The 20,811-nt window shown below is 73.0% G+C and carries 8 protein-coding genes; 4 read left to right on the top strand and 4 right to left on the bottom strand.

Annotated elements, in window-relative coordinates; genetic code table 11:
* Window positions 1-270: 270 nt before the first annotated feature.
* Entirely contained in the window at window positions 271-3,060 is a 2,790-nt protein-coding gene (locus ACIRL2_RS13140) for an AAA family ATPase (protein WP_402232005.1), read from the top strand.
* Window positions 3,061-3,160: 100 nt separating this feature from the next.
* On the opposite strand, the gene ACIRL2_RS13135 is transcribed toward ACIRL2_RS13140, so the two are convergent.
* The 4 genes from ACIRL2_RS13135 to ACIRL2_RS13120 all read right to left on the bottom strand — a co-directional run bounded on the left by ACIRL2_RS13135 (window position 3,161) and on the right by ACIRL2_RS13120 (window position 7,388).
* Window positions 3,161-4,663, bottom strand: coding sequence for an ATP-binding protein (locus ACIRL2_RS13135; protein WP_402232371.1), 1,503 nt, complete (start codon window positions 4,661-4,663; stop codon window positions 3,161-3,163).
* A 158-nt stretch (window positions 4,664-4,821) separates the two neighbouring features.
* Complete coding sequence (locus ACIRL2_RS13130) at window positions 4,822-5,553, bottom strand: response regulator transcription factor (protein WP_395867200.1); 732 nt, start codon at window positions 5,551-5,553, stop codon at window positions 4,822-4,824.
* Between the two features lie 75 nt (window positions 5,554-5,628).
* Window positions 5,629-6,474: an ABC transporter permease gene (locus tag ACIRL2_RS13125; protein ID WP_395867202.1), complete on the bottom strand. Its 846-nt coding sequence runs from the start codon at window positions 6,472-6,474 to the stop codon at window positions 5,629-5,631.
* Window positions 6,471-7,388 (bottom strand): ABC transporter ATP-binding protein, encoded by a 918-nt coding sequence (locus ACIRL2_RS13120; protein WP_395867204.1) that lies wholly within the window; start codon window positions 7,386-7,388, stop codon window positions 6,471-6,473. The genes ACIRL2_RS13125 and ACIRL2_RS13120 overlap by 4 nt, the downstream gene beginning before the upstream one ends.
* A gap of 501 nt (window positions 7,389-7,889) precedes the next feature.
* Here ACIRL2_RS13120 and ACIRL2_RS13115 point away from each other — a divergent pair.
* The 3 genes from ACIRL2_RS13115 to ACIRL2_RS13105 form a co-directional block, all read left to right on the top strand.
* Window positions 7,890-8,705: a hypothetical protein gene (locus ACIRL2_RS13115; protein WP_395867207.1), complete on the top strand. Its 816-nt coding sequence runs from the start codon at window positions 7,890-7,892 to the stop codon at window positions 8,703-8,705.
* Window positions 8,706-8,946: 241 nt separating this feature from the next.
* A complete protein-coding gene (locus ACIRL2_RS13110; protein WP_402232002.1) occupies window positions 8,947-12,228 on the top strand; it encodes an amino acid adenylation domain-containing protein in 3,282 nt (1,093 codons plus the stop codon).
* Between the two features lie 235 nt (window positions 12,229-12,463).
* Window positions 12,464-20,811: type I polyketide synthase (locus tag ACIRL2_RS13105; protein WP_402232000.1), on the top strand; the 8,348-nt coding region annotated here is incomplete at its 3' end.

The following is a 20,811-nucleotide window of genomic DNA, read 5'->3' as shown; positions in this document are numbered from 1 at the left end:
GGCGGGTTAACCGTTTGCTACGAACGCGCTCCGGAATACTCGTGGGATCGATCGGATGACTGCAAAAGTGGGCCTTTCGGCCATCGGGCGCAGATGGCCTTCTTTCATCCTGGATCACCCGTAATCATCTCAATTTCGGGCAGCCCTCCGGTTCCCGCGTGTGGGCGCGTAGAATGATTCCTCACGAACTACTCGGTTCAAGCGACGGCGCGGCACGGGGATGTTTCGCGCGTCCGGAAGTGCGACGAGATTGGTTCTCAGGGGGTCACAGTGAAATTGGTGGAACGAGAAAAGGATTTCTCCCGGCTCAATAACTTAATGATCGGATGTCGTCAGGGGAAAGGAGGCGTCGCAGTAGTCACCGGACCACCCGGCATCGGCAAAACGGCCTTACTCTCGCAATTCACCGGTCGGGTGACGGGATCGGACGTACTGCTCCTGGTGGCCACCGGGTCACCGGTGGAGGCGGACCTTCCCTTCGGACTGCTCAGTCAGCTCTTCCACAGCGCCAAGGTCCCGGACACGATCGGTGAGCACGTACCCCGGTTGATCGAGGAGGCGACGGCCGCCGGGCCGGAGACGCCGATCAGCCTCGGTCACCCCGCCTACGAACTCTTCGAGCTGTTCCTGCGGCTGGCCGAGCTGCAGCCGCTCGTGGTCATGGTCGACGACTTCCAGCACGCCGACCTCGCCTCCCGCAAGCTGCTGTTCTACCTGGCGAATCGGCTTCGGGTGGCCCGGATCCTGATGATCTGCAGCGACCTGAACCTGGGCAAGCGGCTCGACCCCACCTCGTGGGCGGGGTTCGTCGACCGGCCCTTCGGCCACCACGTCCGGTTGCGGGCGCTGTCCCCGGTGGGCGTAGCCAACATCCTGGAGCAGCGGCTGGGCGCGGTCGGCGCGCAGGGCCTGGGGGTGCGCTGCCACGCGCTCAGCGGCGGCAATCCGCGTCTGGTGCACGCCCTGGTCGACGACCTGCCCACCACCCTGCCCGGGGCCGTCCGCCAGGCGGACGGCGTGGTGATGGGCGAATCGTTCCGCGAAGCGGTGTTGGCCTGTCTGCACCACGGCGCGCCGCTGGACGGCGAGGTGGCCCGCGCGATCGCGGTGCTGGGGTCGCCGGCCGCTCCCGCGCTGGTGGGCGAACTGATCCAGATCGGCTCCGAGGACGCCGCGGGCGCGATGAAGACGCTGCGCGGCGCGGGGCTGCTGGACGGGGAACGGTTCCGGCATCCGGCGATCGAGGCGATCGTGCTGGCCGACCACGACTTCACCCACCGGGCGGACCTGTCCGGGCAGGCCGCGAACCTGCTGCACGAGACCGGGGCGTCGGCGCGCCGGATTGCCGAACGGCTGATCGCGGCCGAACCGGTCGGGCAGGGCTGGGCGGTGGCCGCGCTGCGCGAGGCGGCCGAACAGGCGGCCCTGGGCGACGAGATCGACTTCGCCATCGAATGCCTCAACCACGCCCGCAGATGCAGCGTCGACGAGGGTATCCGCGCGACGGTCACCGCGGAGCTGGCCCAGATGGAATGGCGGGTGGACCCGTCGGCCGCGGCCCGCCATCTGACCGCGCTCACCCAGGCGTTGCGGGACGGACACCTGGGGCGGCGGGACGGACTCGCACTGGCCAGGCACCTGTTGTGGCACGGCCGCTCGGAGGAGGCCGCCGAGGTGATCGGCCTGATGTTCGAGCTGTTCCGGGCCACCGACGAGGCCGACCGGCACGCCGCCGCCGGCTACCACGTCGCCCACCAGTCGCTGTTCGTGCTCCATCCGCCCGCGGTGGTCTACGCCGCGGACTCCGGCCTGGGACCGCCGTTGGATCCTGGCCACCCCACGGTGATGAACCCGCAGGTGCAGGCGGTCGAGGTGCTCTCCGCGGTGCTCACCGGGCGCTCGGACGAGAGCACCGTGTACGCCGCCGAGCAGGTGCTGCAGAACTGTCATCTCGGCGATCGCACCGAGGACGCGATGGCCTCCGCGCTGCTCGCGCTGCTGTACTCGGACGAGTTGCCCAAGGCGCGGGTGTGGACCGACCGGCTGATCGAGCAGGCCGACCGGCGCACCGCGCCCAACCGGCAGGCGCTGCTGCGGGCGATCAAGGCGAGCGTGGACTTCCGGCTCGGCGACCTGGGGGCCAGTGCCGACACCGCGCTGACCGCGCTGGCCTGCCTGTCCCCACAGAGCTGGGGGATCGGCATCGGCGGACCGCTGGCCTGGCTGGTCCTGGCCGAGACGATGCGCGGCGACCTGGACACGGCCGCCCGCTACCTGGCCCATCCGATCCCGGAGGCGATGTACGAGACCCGGGCCGGGCTGCACTACCTGCACGCCAGAGGCCGACATCACATGGCCGGTGACCGGCCCTCGGCGGCGCTGCGCGACTTCACCGCGTGCGGCGAACTGATGCGGAGCTGGCAGATGGACCTGCCGGCGCTGGTGCCCTGGCGCAGCGAGTCGGCGCTGGCGCACCTGCGGTTGGGACGGCGCCGTCGGGCCCGGGAGTTGGCCGAGGAACAACTCGCGCTGACCGACACCCGGGGCACCCGTACGCACGGCATCTCGCTACGGGCGTTGGCCGCCACCCTGTCGCCCGCGGAACGTCCCAAGGTGTTGACCCGGGCGGGCGATCTGCTCCTGGATTCCGGTGACCAGCTCGAACTGGCGTACTGTCTGGCCGATCTGGGTGACGCCCACCAGGCACTGGGGGATCCCACCCGGGCCCGGATGGCTCGGCGCCAGGCGACCGGTCTGGCGATGATCTGCGGCGCGGAGCCACTGCTGCGGAGCGCGGGCGGCGGTGAGCCGACCCGGCCGCCGACCTTGTCCGGGCCGGTCCGTACCTTCGCCGAGCCGGTGGACACCGGGTCGCTGAGCACGGCCGAATGCCGGGTGGGCCGGCTGGCGGTACGCGGCTACACCAACCGGCAGATCGCCGACGAACTGCACATCACCACCGGCACCGTCGAGCAACACCTGACCCGGATCTACCGCAAGCTCAACGTCAAGGGCCGGCCCTTCCTGCCGGTGGCCCTGGAGACCTGCCGAGCCGGTTAGCATCCCGGGCCGTGCCGGGTCGCGGGCCAGGCGACCCGGTACGGAGCGGGCGGGGCGGACCGGGTCGGGCGACCCGGTAGGGAGCGGCAGGGCGGCCGGTTCAGGTCGCCGGGTCGCCGGTGTGTGCGGGCAGGATCAGGCGGAAGGTTGCCCCGGTGCCGGGCACGGTGCGCAGTTCCAGGCGTCCGCCGTGGGCCTGGGTCAGCGACTGGGCGATGGCCAGACCCAGGCCCGCGCCGGCGCCGGTGCTGCGGCTGCGCGAGCCGTCCACGCGGTAGAAGCGCTCGAACACCCGGTGCGCCTGCTCGTCGGTCAACCCAGGTCCGCTGTCCGCCACCTCGATCAGCACCCCGTCCGCGATCGTGCCCACCCCGATCCGCACCGGGCTGCCCGCCGGGGTGTGGGTGACGGCGTTGCCGATCAGATTGGTGACCACCTGGCGCAGTCGGCGCTCGTCGCCCATCGTCGGTGCCGGGCTCACCGGGCCGCCGTCCGGGCCGGTCAGCCGGACCGGCCGGGAGGGGTCCAGGGCGCGCAGGTCGTGCAGCGCGTCGGCGGCCAGCGAGCGCAGGTCCATCGGCTCCGGGCGCAACTGCAGCGCGCCGGGATCGGCGGCGGCGCGCTCGTCGAGCCGGGCGAGCAGCAGCAGGTCCTCGACCAACCGGCCCAGCCGGGTCGACTCGCGCTCGATCCGGTCCATCGTGCGGTCCACGTCCGTGCGCTCGGGCAGCGCGCCCATGCGATACAGCTCGGTCAGGCCCTTGATCCCGGTCAACGGGGTGCGCAGTTCGTGACTGGCGTCGGCGACGAACCGGCGCAGCCGGGCCTCCGAGGCGGCGCGCGCGGCCACCGCGGTCTCGATCTGCGCGAGCATGCCGTTGAGCGCCGTGCTGAGCCGGCCGATCTCGGTGTTCGGCGCGGCGGTGTCCGGGACCCGACGGGCCAGATCGCCGCCGGCGATGGCCGCCGAGGTCTCCTCGATCCGGCGCAGCGGGCGCAGTCCGCCCTTGACCGCGAAGAAGCCGAGCACGGTGAGCAGGGCCAGCGTGGCCGCGGTGATCACCAGGCAGACCAGGCGGACCCGGTCCACGGTGGCCTCGACCTCGTCGAGTGACGCGGCCACCAGCACCCCGGAGCCGGGCGGGCCGGTGGTGCGCGCCAGCACCAACACCCGCCACGTGGTGTCGCCGCGGCCCGCGAGCTCGAACGGGCGGCCGGCCCGGCGCGCGACGGCCGCGGTGTCCAGGGTGGGCGGCTTGGGGTCCGGGTTGTCGCGATGGGCGCCGGCCCGACCGGTCTGCTCGATGCGGCCGTCCGGTGCGAGGTAGGCCACGTACAGGTCGCCGACCAGGTCCAGCGGCAGGGCCTGGGGTTGGTCGGGGGACTGGCGGAAGGTGATCAGGAACTGCGGGGTGACCCCGGCCATCAGGCGGCCGGTGGTGCGCAGTTGGCTGTCCACCCGGTCCACCAGCGGCGCGCGCAGCGACGCGAGGACCACCGCGTTGCTGATCAACAACCCGATCGCGAGCAGGCACACGGTCAACAGCAGTACCCGGGCGCGCAACGATCGGCGGCCCAGGACGCGCCGGCCGCGCCGGAGCAGCCCGGCCGCCCGGCGCAGCGGCCCGGTTCGACCCGGCCCGGTGCTCCCGTCGCCGGCGCCGGGACCGGGACCGGCCCCGTCCTCGGCGGGCCGTGCGGCGCTCGACCCGGCCCCGCCCCCGCCCCCGCCCCCGGCCGCGGCGTCGGCGTCGGCGACGGTCACGGGCGGGGCCTGCGCAGCACGTACCCGATCCCGCGCACCGTGTGGATCAGCTTCGGTTCCACGTGGTCCACCTTGCGGCGCAGATAGCTGATGTACGACTCGACGATGCCCGCGTCCCCGCCGAAGTCGTAGCGCCACACGTCGTTGAGGATGCGGGACTTCTCCAACGCCTGGTCGACGTGTTCCAACAGGTAGCGCAGCAGCTTGAACTCGGTCGGGGACAGATCGATCGCCTGCCCGGCGCGGGTGACCAGGCGCGCGTTCACGTCGACCTCCAGGTCGGCGACGATCAGCGTGCCCTCGCCGGCCGTTTCGCCCCGCGCCCGGCGCAGCACGGCCCGGATCCGGGCGATCAACTCGTCGAGTTGGAACGGCTTGGTGACGTAGTCGTCGCCGCCCAGGGAGAGTCCGTTGATCTTGTCCTCGGAGCCGTCCCGCGCGGTGAGGAAGAGCACCGGGACGGCCCCGCCGAACTCCTCGCGCAGTCGCCGAAGCACCTCGAAGCCGTCCATGTCCGGCAACATCACGTCCAGGACGACCAGATCCGGGCGATCGCGCACGGCCATCGCCAGCGCCTCGTCGCCGGTGGCCGCGGAGGCGACCGCGAAACCGGAGAAACGCAGGCTCGCGGACAGCAGTTCGCGCACCGTGGGTTCGTCCTCCACCACCAGGAGCAGTTCCGGCCCGGGCCGAGCCCGGCCGGGCCCGCCGTGGATCCCGCCTGTCATGCCCAGCCCCCATCGTTCCCGTGCGTTTTCGAGCCAAGTCCCGCCGATCCGGCCGGCCGCGCCATCGGTCGCGCGCTACACGTCGCGGGTGCGGAAGACCGCGAAGGCGATCGCGAGGATCAGCGCGACCCACGCGCAGAGCATCCCGTACCCGGCCCACGGACCGAACATGTCCGGATCCCGGTGCACCGCCATGATCTGACTGCCCGCGTTGGTGGGCCACCACTTCTGCACGTTGGTCTCCCACGACGTGGGCAGCGCGGTGACCAGGGTGGGTACCAGCAGGGTGACCGAGACCAGTACGGCCAGCGCGCCGGCCGTGGCCCGCAGGAGGGTGCCCAGCGCGACGCCGAGCAGGCCGATCGCGGCGAGGTAGAGCCCGCAGCCGAACACCGCGCGCAGCACGCCAGGATCGCCCAGGCTCACGTACGGCGCGTCGCGCGCGTCGAGCACCGGTTGGCCGACGAAGAACGCGGCGAACCCGACGATCTGGCCGACCACCAGCGCCACCGCGGCGAACACCGCGGCCTTGGCGCCCAGCAGCCAGGACCGGCGCGGCACCGAGACCATGCTGGTCATGATCATCTTGGTGGCGTACTCGGAGGTGACCACGAGCACGCCCAGCACGCCCACCGCCAACTGGGCGATGATGTAGCTCTTGATGCTGGTCGCCGTCGGGTCGAAGTCGAGCCGGTCGGCCGCGCTCGAATCCTCGTACTGCGCCGCCCCGGCGGCGGTGAACAGCAGTCCCAGTCCCACCCCGAGCGCGATCGTCGCCAGCAGGGTGTACGCGGTCGAGCGCAACGAGCAGATCTTCGACCACTCGGAGAACAGCACGTCGGTCACCCGGTACGCGCGCGCCTTCCCGGCCGGCGACTCGGTCGACTCGACCCGCTCGCGGGTCTCGGTCACGGTGGTCATCGAACCGCTCCTTCGGTCACGTTGTACTCCACGCTGTCCCGGGTCAACTCCATGAACGCCTCCTCCAACGAGGTGCGCTGCGGCGTCAGTTCGGCCAGTGGAACCCCGTCGGCGGCGGCGTGGCGACCGATCTCCAGGCTGTCCATCTCGGACACCACCAGCGCACCGGTCTCGTCCAGCCGCACCTTCGCGCCGTGCGCGGTCAACACCCGGCCGAACGCGTCCGCGAACGGGGTGCGCACCAGCACGGAGTGGGTGGAACTGCGCTCGATGAACTCCTCCAGGCCGGTGTCGGCGACCAGCCGACCGCGGCCGATCACGATCAAGTGGTCGGCGGTGAGCGCCATCTCGCTCATCAGGTGGCTGGAAACCAGCACCGTGCGGCCCTCGTCGGCGAGCCGCTTCATCAGTTGCCGGATCCACCGGATGCCCTCCGGGTCCAGCCCGTTCACCGGCTCGTCGAACATCAGGATGTCGGGATCCCCCAGCAGCGCGGCGGCGATGCCCAGACGCTGACTCATCCCGAGCGAGAACTGCCCGACCCGCTTGCCCGCCACCTCCTCCAGGCCGACCCGCTCCAGCACCTCGCCCGCGCGCCGTGCCGGCAGGCCGTTGCTGCGCGCCAGGCAGACCAGGTGGCTGCGCGCGGTACGGCTGGGATGCGCCGCCTTGGCATCCAGCAACGCCCCCACCGCGCGCATCGGTTGCGGCAGATCCACATACTTGCGACCGTTCACCGTGGCCGCTCCCGCGGTCGGGGTGTCCAACCCCAGGATCATCCGCATCGTCGTGGTCTTGCCCGCGCCGTTGGGCCCGAGGAACCCGGTCACCCGACCCGGCCGGACGGTGAAACTCAGGTCGTCGACGGCGACCTTGTCGTCGTAGCGCTTGGTCAGTTGCTTGACCTCGATCATCCGGCGGCCTCCGCGATCCGATGGTGCACCGTGCTGTGGTGCGACCCGTGTGCGCTCATGCCGGTACCGTGCCGGCGCCGAGTGGCCTGTCGCTGAGAGGTTCCTGAGCGTTCGCTGAATCCCGCGGCCGGTCGCGCACGACCTCGGCCGCGCGCCCGGCGAGCCGGACGCGACGTTCAGGAAACTCTCAGGAATCTCTCGGGAAGCTGCCGGCAAACCCGCGTTCGGGCCGGTCGAGGGCATCCACGGGCGAACGCGACCACGGGCACGCACCGTGTTCGACCCACTATCACGAGTTCTCATTTCGATGCAATGGTCAACGTCACGACCCCGATCGGGGGCATAGGGGTTGTTCGGGGTACCCCCATGCTTACTCCGGGTGCCCGTCGAACTTCTATGGGTGGTGTCCGTGGAAACCCCTGCATAGCGTCGACCGCAGTGGCAGCGATGGGAAAAGCGCGGCCGGCTCAACCGGCCGGCTCATCCGACTGGGGGATCGCAATGGCGGACCAGGGCTCGTGGAAACTGCTCAACGACCGAGGCGGCGAAGGGGTCATCCTGGCCGCCGACTTCCCGGCCACCGGCCGGCCGGAGGCAGGCTTCGCCGAGTTCGCGCCGCGGATCGCGCCGGGCCTGCAACTGTGGGAGACGGTCCCCACCGCCGCCGGCGCGCCGGGCGCGGGTTCGGGCGCCGACCAGGTGGCCCGCTGGGTCGACGGCCTGCCCGGCGGCGACATCCCGGTGGTCGGGGTGTTCGGCTACTGCGCCGGTTCCGTGTACGCGGCGGCACTGGCCGAGCACGTCACCAAGCGCCAGGAGACCGCGCCCGCGGTGGTGCTCTTCGACCCCGAGGCGGTCTCCGAACTCACCCTGTACTGGCAGTTCCACAAGGTCGTCGGGAACCTCTCCGTGGTGCTCTCGCCGACCGAGGTCGGCGACGCCCAGGAGGCGGGCAAGAAGGCCCGCGAGGAGAACCCGGAACTGGTGGCCTTCGGCGCCGCGTTGGACCGGATCTTCCAGGACGTCGGCCGCACCGCCTTCGCCCGGGCCGGCCTGGACGCCGAGCGCTCCGCCGAACTGGGCGGCACCTTCACCGCGTTCGTCTCCTATCTGACCGCGGCCACCGAGATCGACTACGCCGCGGGCTGGGCCGCCGCGACCGCGATCACCTCGCGCACCGAGACCAACGGCCTGAACCTGGCCCGCAGCAACGGCCGCGAGGATCTGATCGGTCGGGAGATCACCTTCGACATCGACCACGCCGACCTGCTGCGCGACGAGGACGTCGCGCGCACGGTGCTCGGGCTGCTCGGCTGAGCCGAACGCCGGGGCGACCTCGCCCCGAGGCGGTGGGCCGACCGGGACCCGCCGCAGGGCGACGCCCGCGATTCGGGCGCGGCACACGGGCCAGGTCCACAGCGGGGGGACCGGGTCGGGAAGGGACCGGGTCCACAGCGCGGACCGGGTCGGGAACGGGCCGGGAATCGGCCGATACGAGAGCCGGCCGAGCCGAGCACCGGCGGCGGCGACGCACCAGTGCAATGAGGGGACGTCAGACATGCGTGGGCACTCCGGCGCGCACGACGCGCACACCGCGACTCCGGTCGCGGCAGCCGACAACGACACCGACCCGGCCGCCGACACCGGGCGGACCGACGCGCCCGGCGGTGCCGCGGAGCGGGCCGGGTCCGACCGCCGGAGCGCGGCGGTGCGCAAGGAGGAGGCGCTGTGGCTGCTGGAGAAGATGGTCCCCGGCACGCCGGTGAACAACCTCTCCATCTCGCTGCGGAGCACCGGCGAGTTCGACCCGGAGACGCTCGGCTCGGCGCTGACCGTGCTGTTGCGCCGGTACGAGGTGCTGCGCACCGTCTTCCACGCCGACGACGCGACGTTGACCAAGGAGGTGCGGCCGGCCGCCGCGACCACCGCCCGGATCGACCGGGTCCAGGTCGCGGCCGGTGAACTGGACGTCGCACTCGCCGAGTTCGCCGGCACCCCGTTCGCACTCGAGGGCGAGTCGCTGGTCCGTGCGGTGGTGTTCACCGACGGCGAGCAGGACGTGCTCTGCCTCACCGCACACCACCTGGTCTTCGACACCACCTCGGCGATGATCGTGCTCGAGGAACTGGTCGCGGTACACGACGCGTTGGTGGAGACCGGGCGCCCGCCCGAGGAGCTGCGCGCGGTGGTGCCCGCGCTCACCGAGGCGCCGCCCGCGCCGGCCGGTCTGGCGTACTGGCGCGAACACCTCGCCGGCTTCCGCCCGGCCGGCCTCGAACTGGCCTGCCAGACCCCGGAACCGGCCACCACCACGCTCACCGGCGACCAACTCGTGGTGGACCTGTCGGACGAGGCGACCGCCGTGGTGCGCCGACTCCAACGCGAACTCAAGGCCCCCGAGGCGGTGGTGCTCCTCGCCGCCTACTACGCGCTGCTCGAGGCGCACGGCGCCGGCCCGGACCTGACCGTGGGCGCGCCGGTCAACCTGCGCGGTCCGCGCGATCAGCGCGCCGTCGGCTACCACATCAACGTGCTGCCGCTGCGCGTGCGGGTGGATCCGGCGGAAGGTTTCCGCGCACTGGTGCGCCGCACCCGGGACGTGTTCTTCGCCGGCTTCATGCACACCGGCGTGCCGGTGGACACGATGCTCGAGGACGTCGAGCGGGACGGCTCCGGCTGGCGCAACTCGCTGTTCCGGCACGTGTTCAACTACGTGCCCGGCATGGGCCTGCCCGACCTGGAGATCGGCGGCCGCAAGGCCTCGGTGGCCGTGGTCGAGAACGGCTCCAGCAAGTTCGACCTTGAGTTCTTCCTGATGTCCGCGCCGGAGGGCATCCGGCTGCGCGCCGTGCACTACACCGAGGTTCTCGACCGGGCCCAGGTGCGCGCGCTGGCCCGTCGCTACGAGGCGCTGCTGTTGGCGCTGGGCGCCGACCCGGACGCCCCGGACCGGCCGCTGCGCGAGATCCCGATCGGGTATGCCGAGGAGCGCGCGCTGCTCGCCGCCGCCAACGACACCGGCGCCGAGGACGCCGCCGGTGTCCCGGCCGCGGTCGCCGCCCGGGTCGCGGCCGATCCGACGGCGCCGGCCATCGAGGACGGGACCCGGCGGATCGGCTACGGCGAACTGTGGGCGGGCGCGCAGTCCGTGCGCGACCTGCTGCGCGGCGCGGGCGTTGCGTCGGGCGACGTGGTCGCGCTGGCCGCGCCGCGCGGTCCCGAACTGGCCGCCGCCGTGTTCGGCGTCTGGCTGGCCGGAGCCGCCTACCTCCCCCTCGACCCGGACCACCCCGAACATCGCATCGCCTACCAGCTCACCGACTCCCGGGCACGGGCGGTGCTGGTCGCCGACGGCGTCGCACTGCCGGAGATCGCCGACCTGACCGTGCTCGCGCTGCCCGCTCTCGACGCCGGAACGCCCGCCGGTTCGGCGTCGGACCTCGACCCGGAACTCGACCCGGACCTGGACCTGGACGTCGACGTCGACCCGGAGTCGTGCGCCTACCTCATCTACACCTCCGGCTCCACCGGCCGCCCCAAGGGCACCCTGCTGAGCCACCGCAACCTGGCCAACCTGGTCGCGCACTTCGCCGCCGAGCAGCACGCGGGCCCCGCCGACGTGACGTTGTGGATGACCACGTTCACGTTCGACATCTCCGCGCTGGAACTGTTCGTGCCCCTGGCCACGGGCGGTCGACTCGTGGTCGCCCCGGACTCGGCGCGCACCGACGGCGCCGCGCTGCGCGAGGTGCTGACCACGCACCGGGTCGGCATCGTGCAGGCCACCCCGACCACCTGGCGACTGGTGCTGGCCGACGCCGGCCCGGTCCTGGCCGGCCTGCGGGTGTTGTGCGGCGGCGAACCGCTGCCCGCCGACCTGGCCCGAGAGCTCCTGGCCACCGGCTGCGAGCTGTGGAACGTGTACGGCCCCACCGAGACCACCATCTGGTCCACCTCCGGCCGGATCGGCGCCGACGACACCGACGGCGGGCCGGTGTCGGTGGGCAGGCCGATCCGCAACACCCGAGTCTTCGTCGCCGCTCCCGACGGCCGGGAACTGCCGGTCGGCGTCCGTGGCGAACTGTGCATCGCGGGCGAGGGGGTGGCCATCGGCTACCACGAGCGCCCGGAACTGGACGCGGACCGCTTCCGCCGGCACCCCGAGTACGGCCGCCACTACCGCACCGGCGACCAGGCCCGGTGGCGCGCCGACGGCACCCTGGAGGTACAGGGCCGGCTGGACCGGCAGGTCAAGCTGCGCGGCAACCGGATCGAGCTCGGCGAAGTGGAGGCGGTGTTGCGCGCCCACCCCGAGGTCAAGGGCGCCGCCGTGGTGGTTCTCGGCGGCCCCGGTCCCGACGCCACGCTGGCCGCGTTCGTCGAGGCCGCGCCCAGCACCGACCCCTCCGACGGGCTGTGGGAGCACGCCCGCGGCGAACTGCCCGCCTCGGCCGTCCCGCAGGAGTTCTTCGTGGTGGAGAGCTTCCCGACCACCCTGAACGACAAGATCGACTACCCGGCGCTGGTCCGGCTCGCCGCCGAACACCGCAGCGCCCGCGTCGAAGGCGCCGGCGGCGCGGAGCCGGACGACGAGTCGACCGCCGCCCTGGTCGCGCTGTGGCGCGAACTCCTGAACCGACCCGACGTCGACGCCGACACCAACTTCTTCTCGCACGGCGGGCATTCGCTGCTCGGTGCGCAACTGGTCCAGCGGGCCGAGGCGATGATCTCCGGCTCGCTCAAACTCGCCGACCTCTTCGACCACCCGACCCCGACCCGACTCGCCGCGTACATGCGCGCGAGCGAACCACAAGGGGTGTCACAGGCGCGGGAGGAGTAGCCGCCGCGCCGGCGGCGGGGGTGGAACGCGACGGGTCGCACGGTATGCGGTCGCCTCGTTCGCGCCGCCGCCCGCCGCCGACACTCACCGCCGGCACCCACCGCCCACCGCCCATCGGCCGTCGTCCGCCGCCCGTCCTCGCTCGCACTCGCCGTTCGGTGAGCGGCCGAGTCCCGCCCCGACACTCCGCTCGACCGTTCGATCCATCCGTTTTCGGTACGGGGGTACCAGCACCATGGCCAGGAAGTCCGCGTCCGTGCAGCCGGCAGACGACTCCATCGCGGTGATCGGCATCTCCTGCCGGCTGCCGAAGGCGCCGGACCCGGCCGCCTTCCGGGCGCTGCTGCGCGCCGGTGGCCACGGCATCACCGAACCCCCCGCCGACCGCTGGGACGCGGACGCGTACTACGACCCCGACCCGAGCGTCCCCGGCCGGATGAACACCCGGTGGGGCGGCTTCATCGACGACGTCGACCGGTTCGACCCGGCGTTCTTCGGAATCAGCCCGCGCGAGGCCCGCTCGATGGACCCGCAGCAGCGACTCGCCCTGGAGCTGGGCTGGGAGGCGTTCGAGAACGCCGGCATCGTGCCCGCGAGCCTGGCCGACAGCGCGACCGGGGTCTGGATCGGCGCCAACTACGACGACTACGCGCGACTGGTGCACCAGGCCGGCCCCGAGGCGGTCGACCGGCACACCGTCACCGGCCTGCAGCGCGGCGTGCTCGCCAACCGCCTCTCGTACCTGCTGCACCTGCGCGGACCCAGCATGTCCGTGGACGCGGCCCAGTCGTCCGCACTGGTCGCCGTGCACCTGGCCTGCGAGAGCCTGCGCCGGGGCGAGACCACCCTCGCCGTGGCCGGCGGCGTGAACCTGAACCTGATCCCGGACAGCACCCTGGGCGCCGCCAAGTTCGGCGGCCTGTCGCCCGACGGTCGTTGCCACACCTTCGACGCCCGGGCCAACGGCTACGTGCGCGGCGAGGGCGGCGCGCTGATCGTGCTCAAGCCGCTGGACCTCGCCCGCCGCGACGGCGACCACATCCACTGCGTGATCCGCGGCGGCGCGGTCAACAACGACGGCGGCGGGGCCGGGCTCACCGCGCCCAACCCGCTCGCCCAACAGGACGTGCTGCGCGCCGCCTACCGCGCGGCCGGCGTCGATCCCGCCGACGTCCAGTACGTCGAACTGCACGGCACCGGCACCCGGGTCGGCGACCCGATCGAGGCCGCCGCACTGGGCGCGGTGATCGGCGCGGCCCGCGCCGATCGATCCCGCGGCCCCCTGCTGGTCGGCTCCGCCAAGACCAACGTCGGCCACCTCGAAGGCGCCGCCGGCATCGTCGGCCTGCTCAAGACCGTGCTGTGCCTGGAGCATCGCGAACTGGTGCCCAGCCTCAACTTCGAAGTACCCAATCCCGACATCGACTTCGCCGGACTCAACCTCCGGGTCAGCCGGGACACCGGCGAATGGACCGCACCCGACGGCGAACTGCTCGCGGGGGTCTCCTCGTTCGGCATGGGCGGGACCAACTGCCACCTGGTGCTGTCCTCCGCTCCGGACGCGCCGACCGACTCCGGGACGGCCGACGCGCAGGACGACGACACCTCGACCACGCTGCCGTGGGTGGTGTCCGGCCGTACCGAGCCCGCCCTGATCGAACAGGCGGCCCGGCTGCGCGACTTCGTGACAAAGCGGCCCGAGTTCACGGTGGCCGAGGTGGGTCGTGCGCTGACCGGGACCCGGTCCGCCTTCGAGCAGCGTGCCGTGCTGCTCGGCACCGGACGCACCGAACTGCTCGCCGCACTCACCTCGCTCGCGGCGGCCGACGACCTGCCCGACGCCGGCGTGGTGCGCGGGGTCGGCGGCGCCGAGCGTCCGGTCGCGCTGGTGTTTCCGGGTCAGGGGTCGCAGTGGGTCGGCATGGCGGCCGAACTCCTGGACACATCGCCGGTGTTCGCGGCTGGGGTCGCGGAGTGTGAGGCGGCGTTGGCGGAGTTCGTCGACTGGTCGCTGGTCGAGGTGTTGCGGGGCGGTGCGGGTGCGCCGTCGTTGGACCGGGTGGATGTGGTCCAGCCGGTGTTGTTCGCGGTGATGGTGTCGTTGGCGCGGGTGTGGCGCTCGTTCGGTGTGGTGCCGGCCGCGGTGGTGGGTCATTCGCAGGGTGAGATCGCGGCGGCGTGTGTCGCGGGCGGGCTGACGTTGTCGGATGCGGCGCGCGTGGTGGCTTTGCGCAGTCAGGCGATCGCGCGGTCGCTGGCCGGGCGCGGCGGCATGGTGTCCGTACCGCTGCCGCTCGCCGACACCGAGGAGCGCCTTTCCGCGTGGACCGGCCGGATCGGCGTGGCGACGGTCAACGGGCCCGCCTCAACGGTGGTTTCCGGTGACCCGGACGCGCTGGAGGAACTGATCGGCGCGCTGGCCGCAGACGGCGTCGAGGGTCGACGGATCCCGGTGGACTACGCGTCCCACTCGGCACACGTGGAGGACCTGCGGGAGGAACTCCTGGAGATCCTGGCCCCGATCGCACCGCGTCCGTCGGTGATCCCGTTCTACTCGGCGGTGACCGGCGAGCGCCTGGACACGGCCGGGTTGGATGCCGCCTACTGGTTCCGCAACCTGCGCGAGCCGGTGCGGTTCGACCTGGCCACACGGGCGCTGCTCGCGGACGGGATCGGCGCGTTCGTCGAGGCGACCCCGCATCCGGTGCTCACGGTCGGGGTGCGTGGCACCGTCGACGAGAGCGGTGCCGACGCGATCACCCTCGGCACGCTGCGCCGCAACGACGGCGGCGCGGACCGCCTGCTGCGGTCGCTGAGCGAGGCGTACGTCCAAGGCGTCGCCGTCGACCTCTCGGCCGCCTTCGCGCACATCGACACGCGCCGGGTGCCGCTGCCCACCTACGCGTTCCAGCGCGAGCGCCACTGGCTGGACGTACCGACAGGGCGACGCCCGGCGGCGTCGGTCGCCGCGCCCGTCGCGGCGGCGATCGACGCGGACGGCGACGAGCGGCGCGAGACCGAGGCGAACCCGCTCGTACGGCGCCTGGCCGGGCTCGGCGAGGCCGAGCAGACCAGGACGCTGACCGACCTGGTCCTTGGCCACATCGCCGTCGTACTCGGACACGGTTCCGCCGGATCGGTGGACGCGACCCTGTCGTTCAAGGACCTCGGCTTCGACTCGGTGAGCCTGGTCGAACTGCGCGACCGCCTCACCGCCGCCACCGGGCTCGACCTTCCACCCACGCTGCTGTTCAACCACCCGACCGGTGCGGCCACCGGGCAACACCTGCGTACCCTCCTGCTCGGCACCGACCCCGGCGCCGACGAGCCCGGGCCCGACGCGCGCCTCGACGCGGCCGCGAGTGCGGAGCGCGACGCGGACGATCCCATCGTGATCGTGGGAATGAGCTGCCGACTGCCGGGCGGCGTGCGATCGCCCGCGGACCTGTGGCGACTGGTCGCGGACGGCACCGACGCCGTCTCGGTGTTCCCGACCAACCGGGGCTGGGACCTGGACAACCTCTACGACCAGGACCCGGACCGGTCCGGCACCAGCTATACCCGCTACGGCGGATTCCTCTACGACGCCCCCGAGTTCGACGCGGCCTTCTTCGGTATCTCGCCGCGCGAGGCGCAGGCCATGGACCCGCAGCAGCGGCTGCTCCTGGAGACCTCCTGGGAGTCGCTGGAACACGCCGGAATCGACCCCGACTCGCTGCGCGGCAGCCGCACCGGCGTCTTCGTCGGCGCGATGGCCCAGGACTACGGCGCCCGCCTGCACGAGGCCGCCGCCGGCCATGAGGGCTATCTGCTCACCGGCAGCACGGTCAGCGTCGCTTCCGGCCGGGTCGCCTACACGCTCGGCCTGGAAGGCCCCGCGATCACCGTGGACACGGCGTGCTCGTCCTCGCTGGTCGCGCTGCACTGGGCGGCCCAGGCGCTGCGGCGCGGCGAATGCGGCCTGGCCCTGGCCGGCGGCGTGGCGGTGATGTCCTCGCCCGGCATGTTCGTCGAGTTCAGCCGCCAGCGCGGCCTGTCCGCGGACGGTCGGTGCAAGGCGTTCGCGGCGGCGGCGGACGGCACCGGCTGGGCCGAGGGCGCCGGCATCGTGGTCCTGGAACGGCGCTCGGACGCGCTGCGCAACGGCCACCGGATCCTGGCCGTGCTGCGCGGCTCGGCGATCAACCAGGACGGTGCCAGCAATGGCCTGACCGCGCCGAACGGCCTCGCCCAGGAACGGGTCATCCGCGCGGCGCTGGCCGACGCGGGTCTGTCCGCGGCGGACGTGGACGCGGTGGAGGCACACGGCACCGGCACCGCGCTGGGCGACCCGATCGAGGCGCACGCGCTGCTGGCCACGTACGGACGCGAGCATGCGGCCGAACAGCCTTTGTGGCTGGGGTCGTTGAAGTCGAACATCGGACACACCCAGGCCGCCGCCGGGGTCGCGGGCGTGATCAAGATGGTGGAGGCGCTGCGCCGCGCCGAACTGCCCCGCACGCTGCACGTCGACGCGCCCTCCCCGCACGTGGACTGGGCCTCGGGCGCGGTGGCGCTGCTGACCGAGCAGCGGACGTGGCCCGAGACCGGCGCGCCGCGCCGGGCCGCGGTCTCCTCGTTCGGGATCAGCGGCACCAACGCACACGTGGTCCTGGAACAGGGCTTCCCGAGCGCGGCCTCGAAGCCGACCCCGACCCCGACCCCGACCCCGGCACCGGCGGACCCGCGACCGGCGCCGACCCCGGTCCCTTGGGTGCTCTCCGCCCGCTCCGCCGCCGCGCTGCCCGCGCAGGCCGAACGGCTGCGCGCGTACGTGGCGGCCGATCCGCGGGCGACGCCCGCGCCGATCGCTCGGGCGCTGGTGAACACGCGTGCCGCGATGGAGCACCGCGCGGTGCTGGTCGGCACGGACCGGGACACACTGCTCGACGGGCTCGCGTCCCTGGCGGCGGGCCAGGGCGTGCGGGCCGAGGCCGCGGTGAGCGGGCGTGCGGTGGCCCTGGTCTTTCCCGGCCAGGGCTCGCAATGGGTGGGCATGGCGAGTGAGTTGCTCGACACGTCCCCGGTATTCGCGGCGCGGATCGCGGAGTGCGAGGCCGCGTTGACGGAATTCGTCGACTGGTCGCTGACCGAGGTGCTGCGCGCCGAGGATCCGGAGGCCGGCGGGCTGGACCGGGTGGACGTGGTCCAGCCGGTGTTGTTCGCGGTCATGGTGTCGCTGGCCGAGCTGTGGCGCTCGTTCGGTGTGGTGCCCTCGGCCGTGGTGGGGCATTCGCAGGGCGAGATCGCGGCCGCGTGCGTGTCGGGCGCGCTGTCGCTGTCGGACGCGGCCCGGGTGGTCGCGCTGCGCAGTCGGGCGATTGCCGTGTCGCTGGCCGGCCGGGGCGGCATGGTGTCCATACCCCTGCCGGTCGCGGACGTCGAGGCGCGATTGCCGCGCTGGTCCGGGCGCGTGAGCGTGGCGACGGTGAACGGCCCCGCGTCGACGGTGGTTTCCGGTGAGTCGGACGCGCTGGACGAACTGCTGGCCGGGTACGAGGCCGAGGACGTACGGGCCCGGCGGATCCCGGTGGACTACGCGTCGCACTCCGCGCAGGTGGAGGACCTGCGGGCGGAACTCCTGGAGATCCTGGGCCCGATCGTGCCGCGTGCGTCGGTGATCCCGTTCTACTCGGCGGTGACCGGCGAGCGCCTGGACACGGCCGGGTTGGATGCCGCCTACTGGTTCCGCAACCTGCGCGAGCCGGTGCGGTTCGACCTGGCCACACGGGCGCTGCTGGCCGACGGGATCGGCGCGTTCATCGAGTCGAGCCCGCACCCGGTGCTGACGGTGGGCGTACAGGGCACGCTGGACGCGGTCGACGCGAACGCGGTGACCGTGGGCACGCTGCGCCGCGACCACGGCGGCCCGGCGCGCTTCCTCGAATCGCTGGGCGAGGCGTACGTCCAGGGCGTCGAGGTGGACTGGTCGCCCGCGTTCGCCGGCACCGACGACGCCGACGACGCACCGCCGGTCGACCTGCCGACCTACGCCTTCCAGCGTGAGCACTACTGGTTGGACGTGCCGGCCGCCGGATCGGAACGGGAGCAGGATCCGGAGGAGGCCGCGTTCTGGGCCGCCGTGGACGACGAGGACCCGACGGCGCTGCCCGAGATGCCGGCGACGGACGCCGACGACCGGCGCTCGCTGGAGGAGGCACTGCCGATCCTGTCCTCGTGGCGCCGGCAGCGTCGGGAGAGGTCCACCATCGACGGGTGGCGCTACCGGATCGGTTGGCAGCCGATTCCCGAGTCGGCCGCGCCCACCGCGACCGGCACCTGGTTGCTGATCACGTCGGCGGACGCGACCGCCGACGACGACACGATCGCCGCCGCGATCGCCGCGGAACTCACCGCACGCGGCGTCACCGTGCGCACCGTCCCCGTCGCCGGCGGCGCCCCGGACCGCGCGAAGCTCGCCGCCGCACTGCGCGCCGCGCGTGACGAGGTCTCCCACGTCGACGGCGTTCTCTGCCTGACCGCCCTGACCGACACGGCAGGCGGGTCCGGGCTGTCGACGCGGACCTCGGCCGTGCTGACGCTGATCCAGGCACTGGCGGACGCGGACGTACCGGCCAGGCTGTGGACGCTCACCCGAGGCGCGGTCGTGGTTCCCGGCGGTCACGACACCGACGCCGCGCCGACGCCCGGAGCGGCGGCGGTATGGGGTCTGGGCCGGGTCGCGGCGCTCGAACACCCGCAGCGCTGGGGCGGCTTGATCGATCTGCCGGAGACCCCCGACGAGCGGACCTACCGGGCCCTCGTGGCGGTCCTCGCGGACTCGGACGAGGACCAGGTGGCGCTGCGCCCGTCCGGCGTGTTCGGCCGACGCCTGACCCGCGCCCCCCGCGTGGTCGGGCCGACCGCCGAATGGCACACCCGGGGCACCGCGTTGGTGACCGGCGGGACCGGCGCGCTCGGCGCACACCTCGCCCGCTGGCTGGTGGCGCGCGGCGCCGAGCACCTGGTGCTGACCGGCAGGCGGGGCCCGGACACGCCGGGCGCCGCCGCCCTGGTCGCCGAACTGAGCGCGCTGGGCGCGCGGGTGACCGTCGCCGCGTGCGACACCGCCGACCGGGCCGCGCTGGTCGAACTGGTCGAGCGGGTACACACCGAGCACGGCCCGATCCGCACCGTCGTACACGCCGCCGGCGTCATGCGGTCCACGCCGCTCCTGGACGCCGACCCGGCCGAGACCGAGGCCGTACTGGCCGGAAAGGCGCTCGGCGCAGAGCATCTGGACGCGCTGTTCGCCGGCACCCCCGGCGACGACCTGGACGCCTTCGTGCTGATCTCCTCCAACGCGGGCGTGTGGGGCGGCGGCGGGCAGGGCGCCTACGCCGCCGCGAACGCCGAGCTGGACGCGATCGCCGAGCGCCGCCGGGCCCGAGGACTGACCGCCACGTCGGTGGCATGGGGGGCGTGGGCCGGAGCGGGGATGTCCGCCGGTGACACCGGCGAGCGATTCGAGCGCCTCGGCGTCACCGCGATGGACCCCGAGGCCGCGCTGACCGTGCTCGGCCAGGCCCTCGCGGACGACGAGACCTTCCTCGCGGTCGCCGATGTGCAGTGGGCCCGGTTCGCCACCACCTTCACCGTGACCAGGCCCAGCCCGCTGATCGGTGACCTGCCCGAGGTCCGGCGAGCCCTGGCCGGGACGGCCGACGACCACACCGCCGAATCCGCGACCACCGCGCTGCCGGCCGGCCTGGCCGGGTTGCCCGCGAGCGAACGGCTGCACGCGCTGCGCGAACTCGTTCGCGGCGCGGCCGCCGGAGTCCTGGGTCACGCCTCGGTCGCCGCGATCGAGGCGCACCGCACCTTCAAGGAACTCGGCTTCGACTCGCTCACCGCGGTCGACATCCGCAACCGCCTCAACGCGAGCACGGGTCTGCGCCTGGCGGGCAGCCTGGTCTTCGACTACCCGACCCCGGACGGCCTGGCCCGCTACCTGCTCGACGAACTCTTCGGCGCCGCCGCGGATTCCGGGCTTGGTGACACGGCCGGCCCGACCGTGCCCGCGGTGCGGGTCGATCCGGACGAGCCGATCGCGATCGTCGGAATGAGCTGCCGCTACCCGGGCGGGGTGACCTCGCCCGAGGAACTGTGGCAGTTGGTCGCGGAAGGCCGCGAGGGCATCACCGGCTTCCCGGTCGACCGCGGCTGGGACCTGGACGCGCTGTACCACCCCGACCCTGCGCACGCCGGGACCAGCTACACGCGGCAGGGCGGATTCCTGCACACCGCCGGCGAGTTCGACGCGTCGTTCTTCGGCATCTCGCCGCGTGAGGCGCTTGCGATGGACCCGCAGCAGCGGCTGCTCCTGGAGGCCTCCTGGGAGGCGTTCGAGCACGCCGGGATCGACCCGGCCTCTTTGACGGGCACACACACCGGTGTCTTCGTCGGCTCCAACGGCCAGGACTACGGCCCGCACCTGCACGAGGCACCCGAGGGCCTGGAGGGCTACTTCCTGACCGGCAACGCCGCCGCGGTGATCTCCGGGCGGGTGGCCTATGCCCTGGGCCTGGAGGGTCCCGCCGTCAC

Source organism: Embleya sp. NPDC127516, assembly GCF_044765325.1.
GTDB lineage: Bacteria > Actinomycetota > Actinomycetes > Streptomycetales > Streptomycetaceae > Embleya.
Note: the sequence above shows the minus strand (reverse complement) of the source record. Positions and strands in the feature narration are given on the sequence as shown.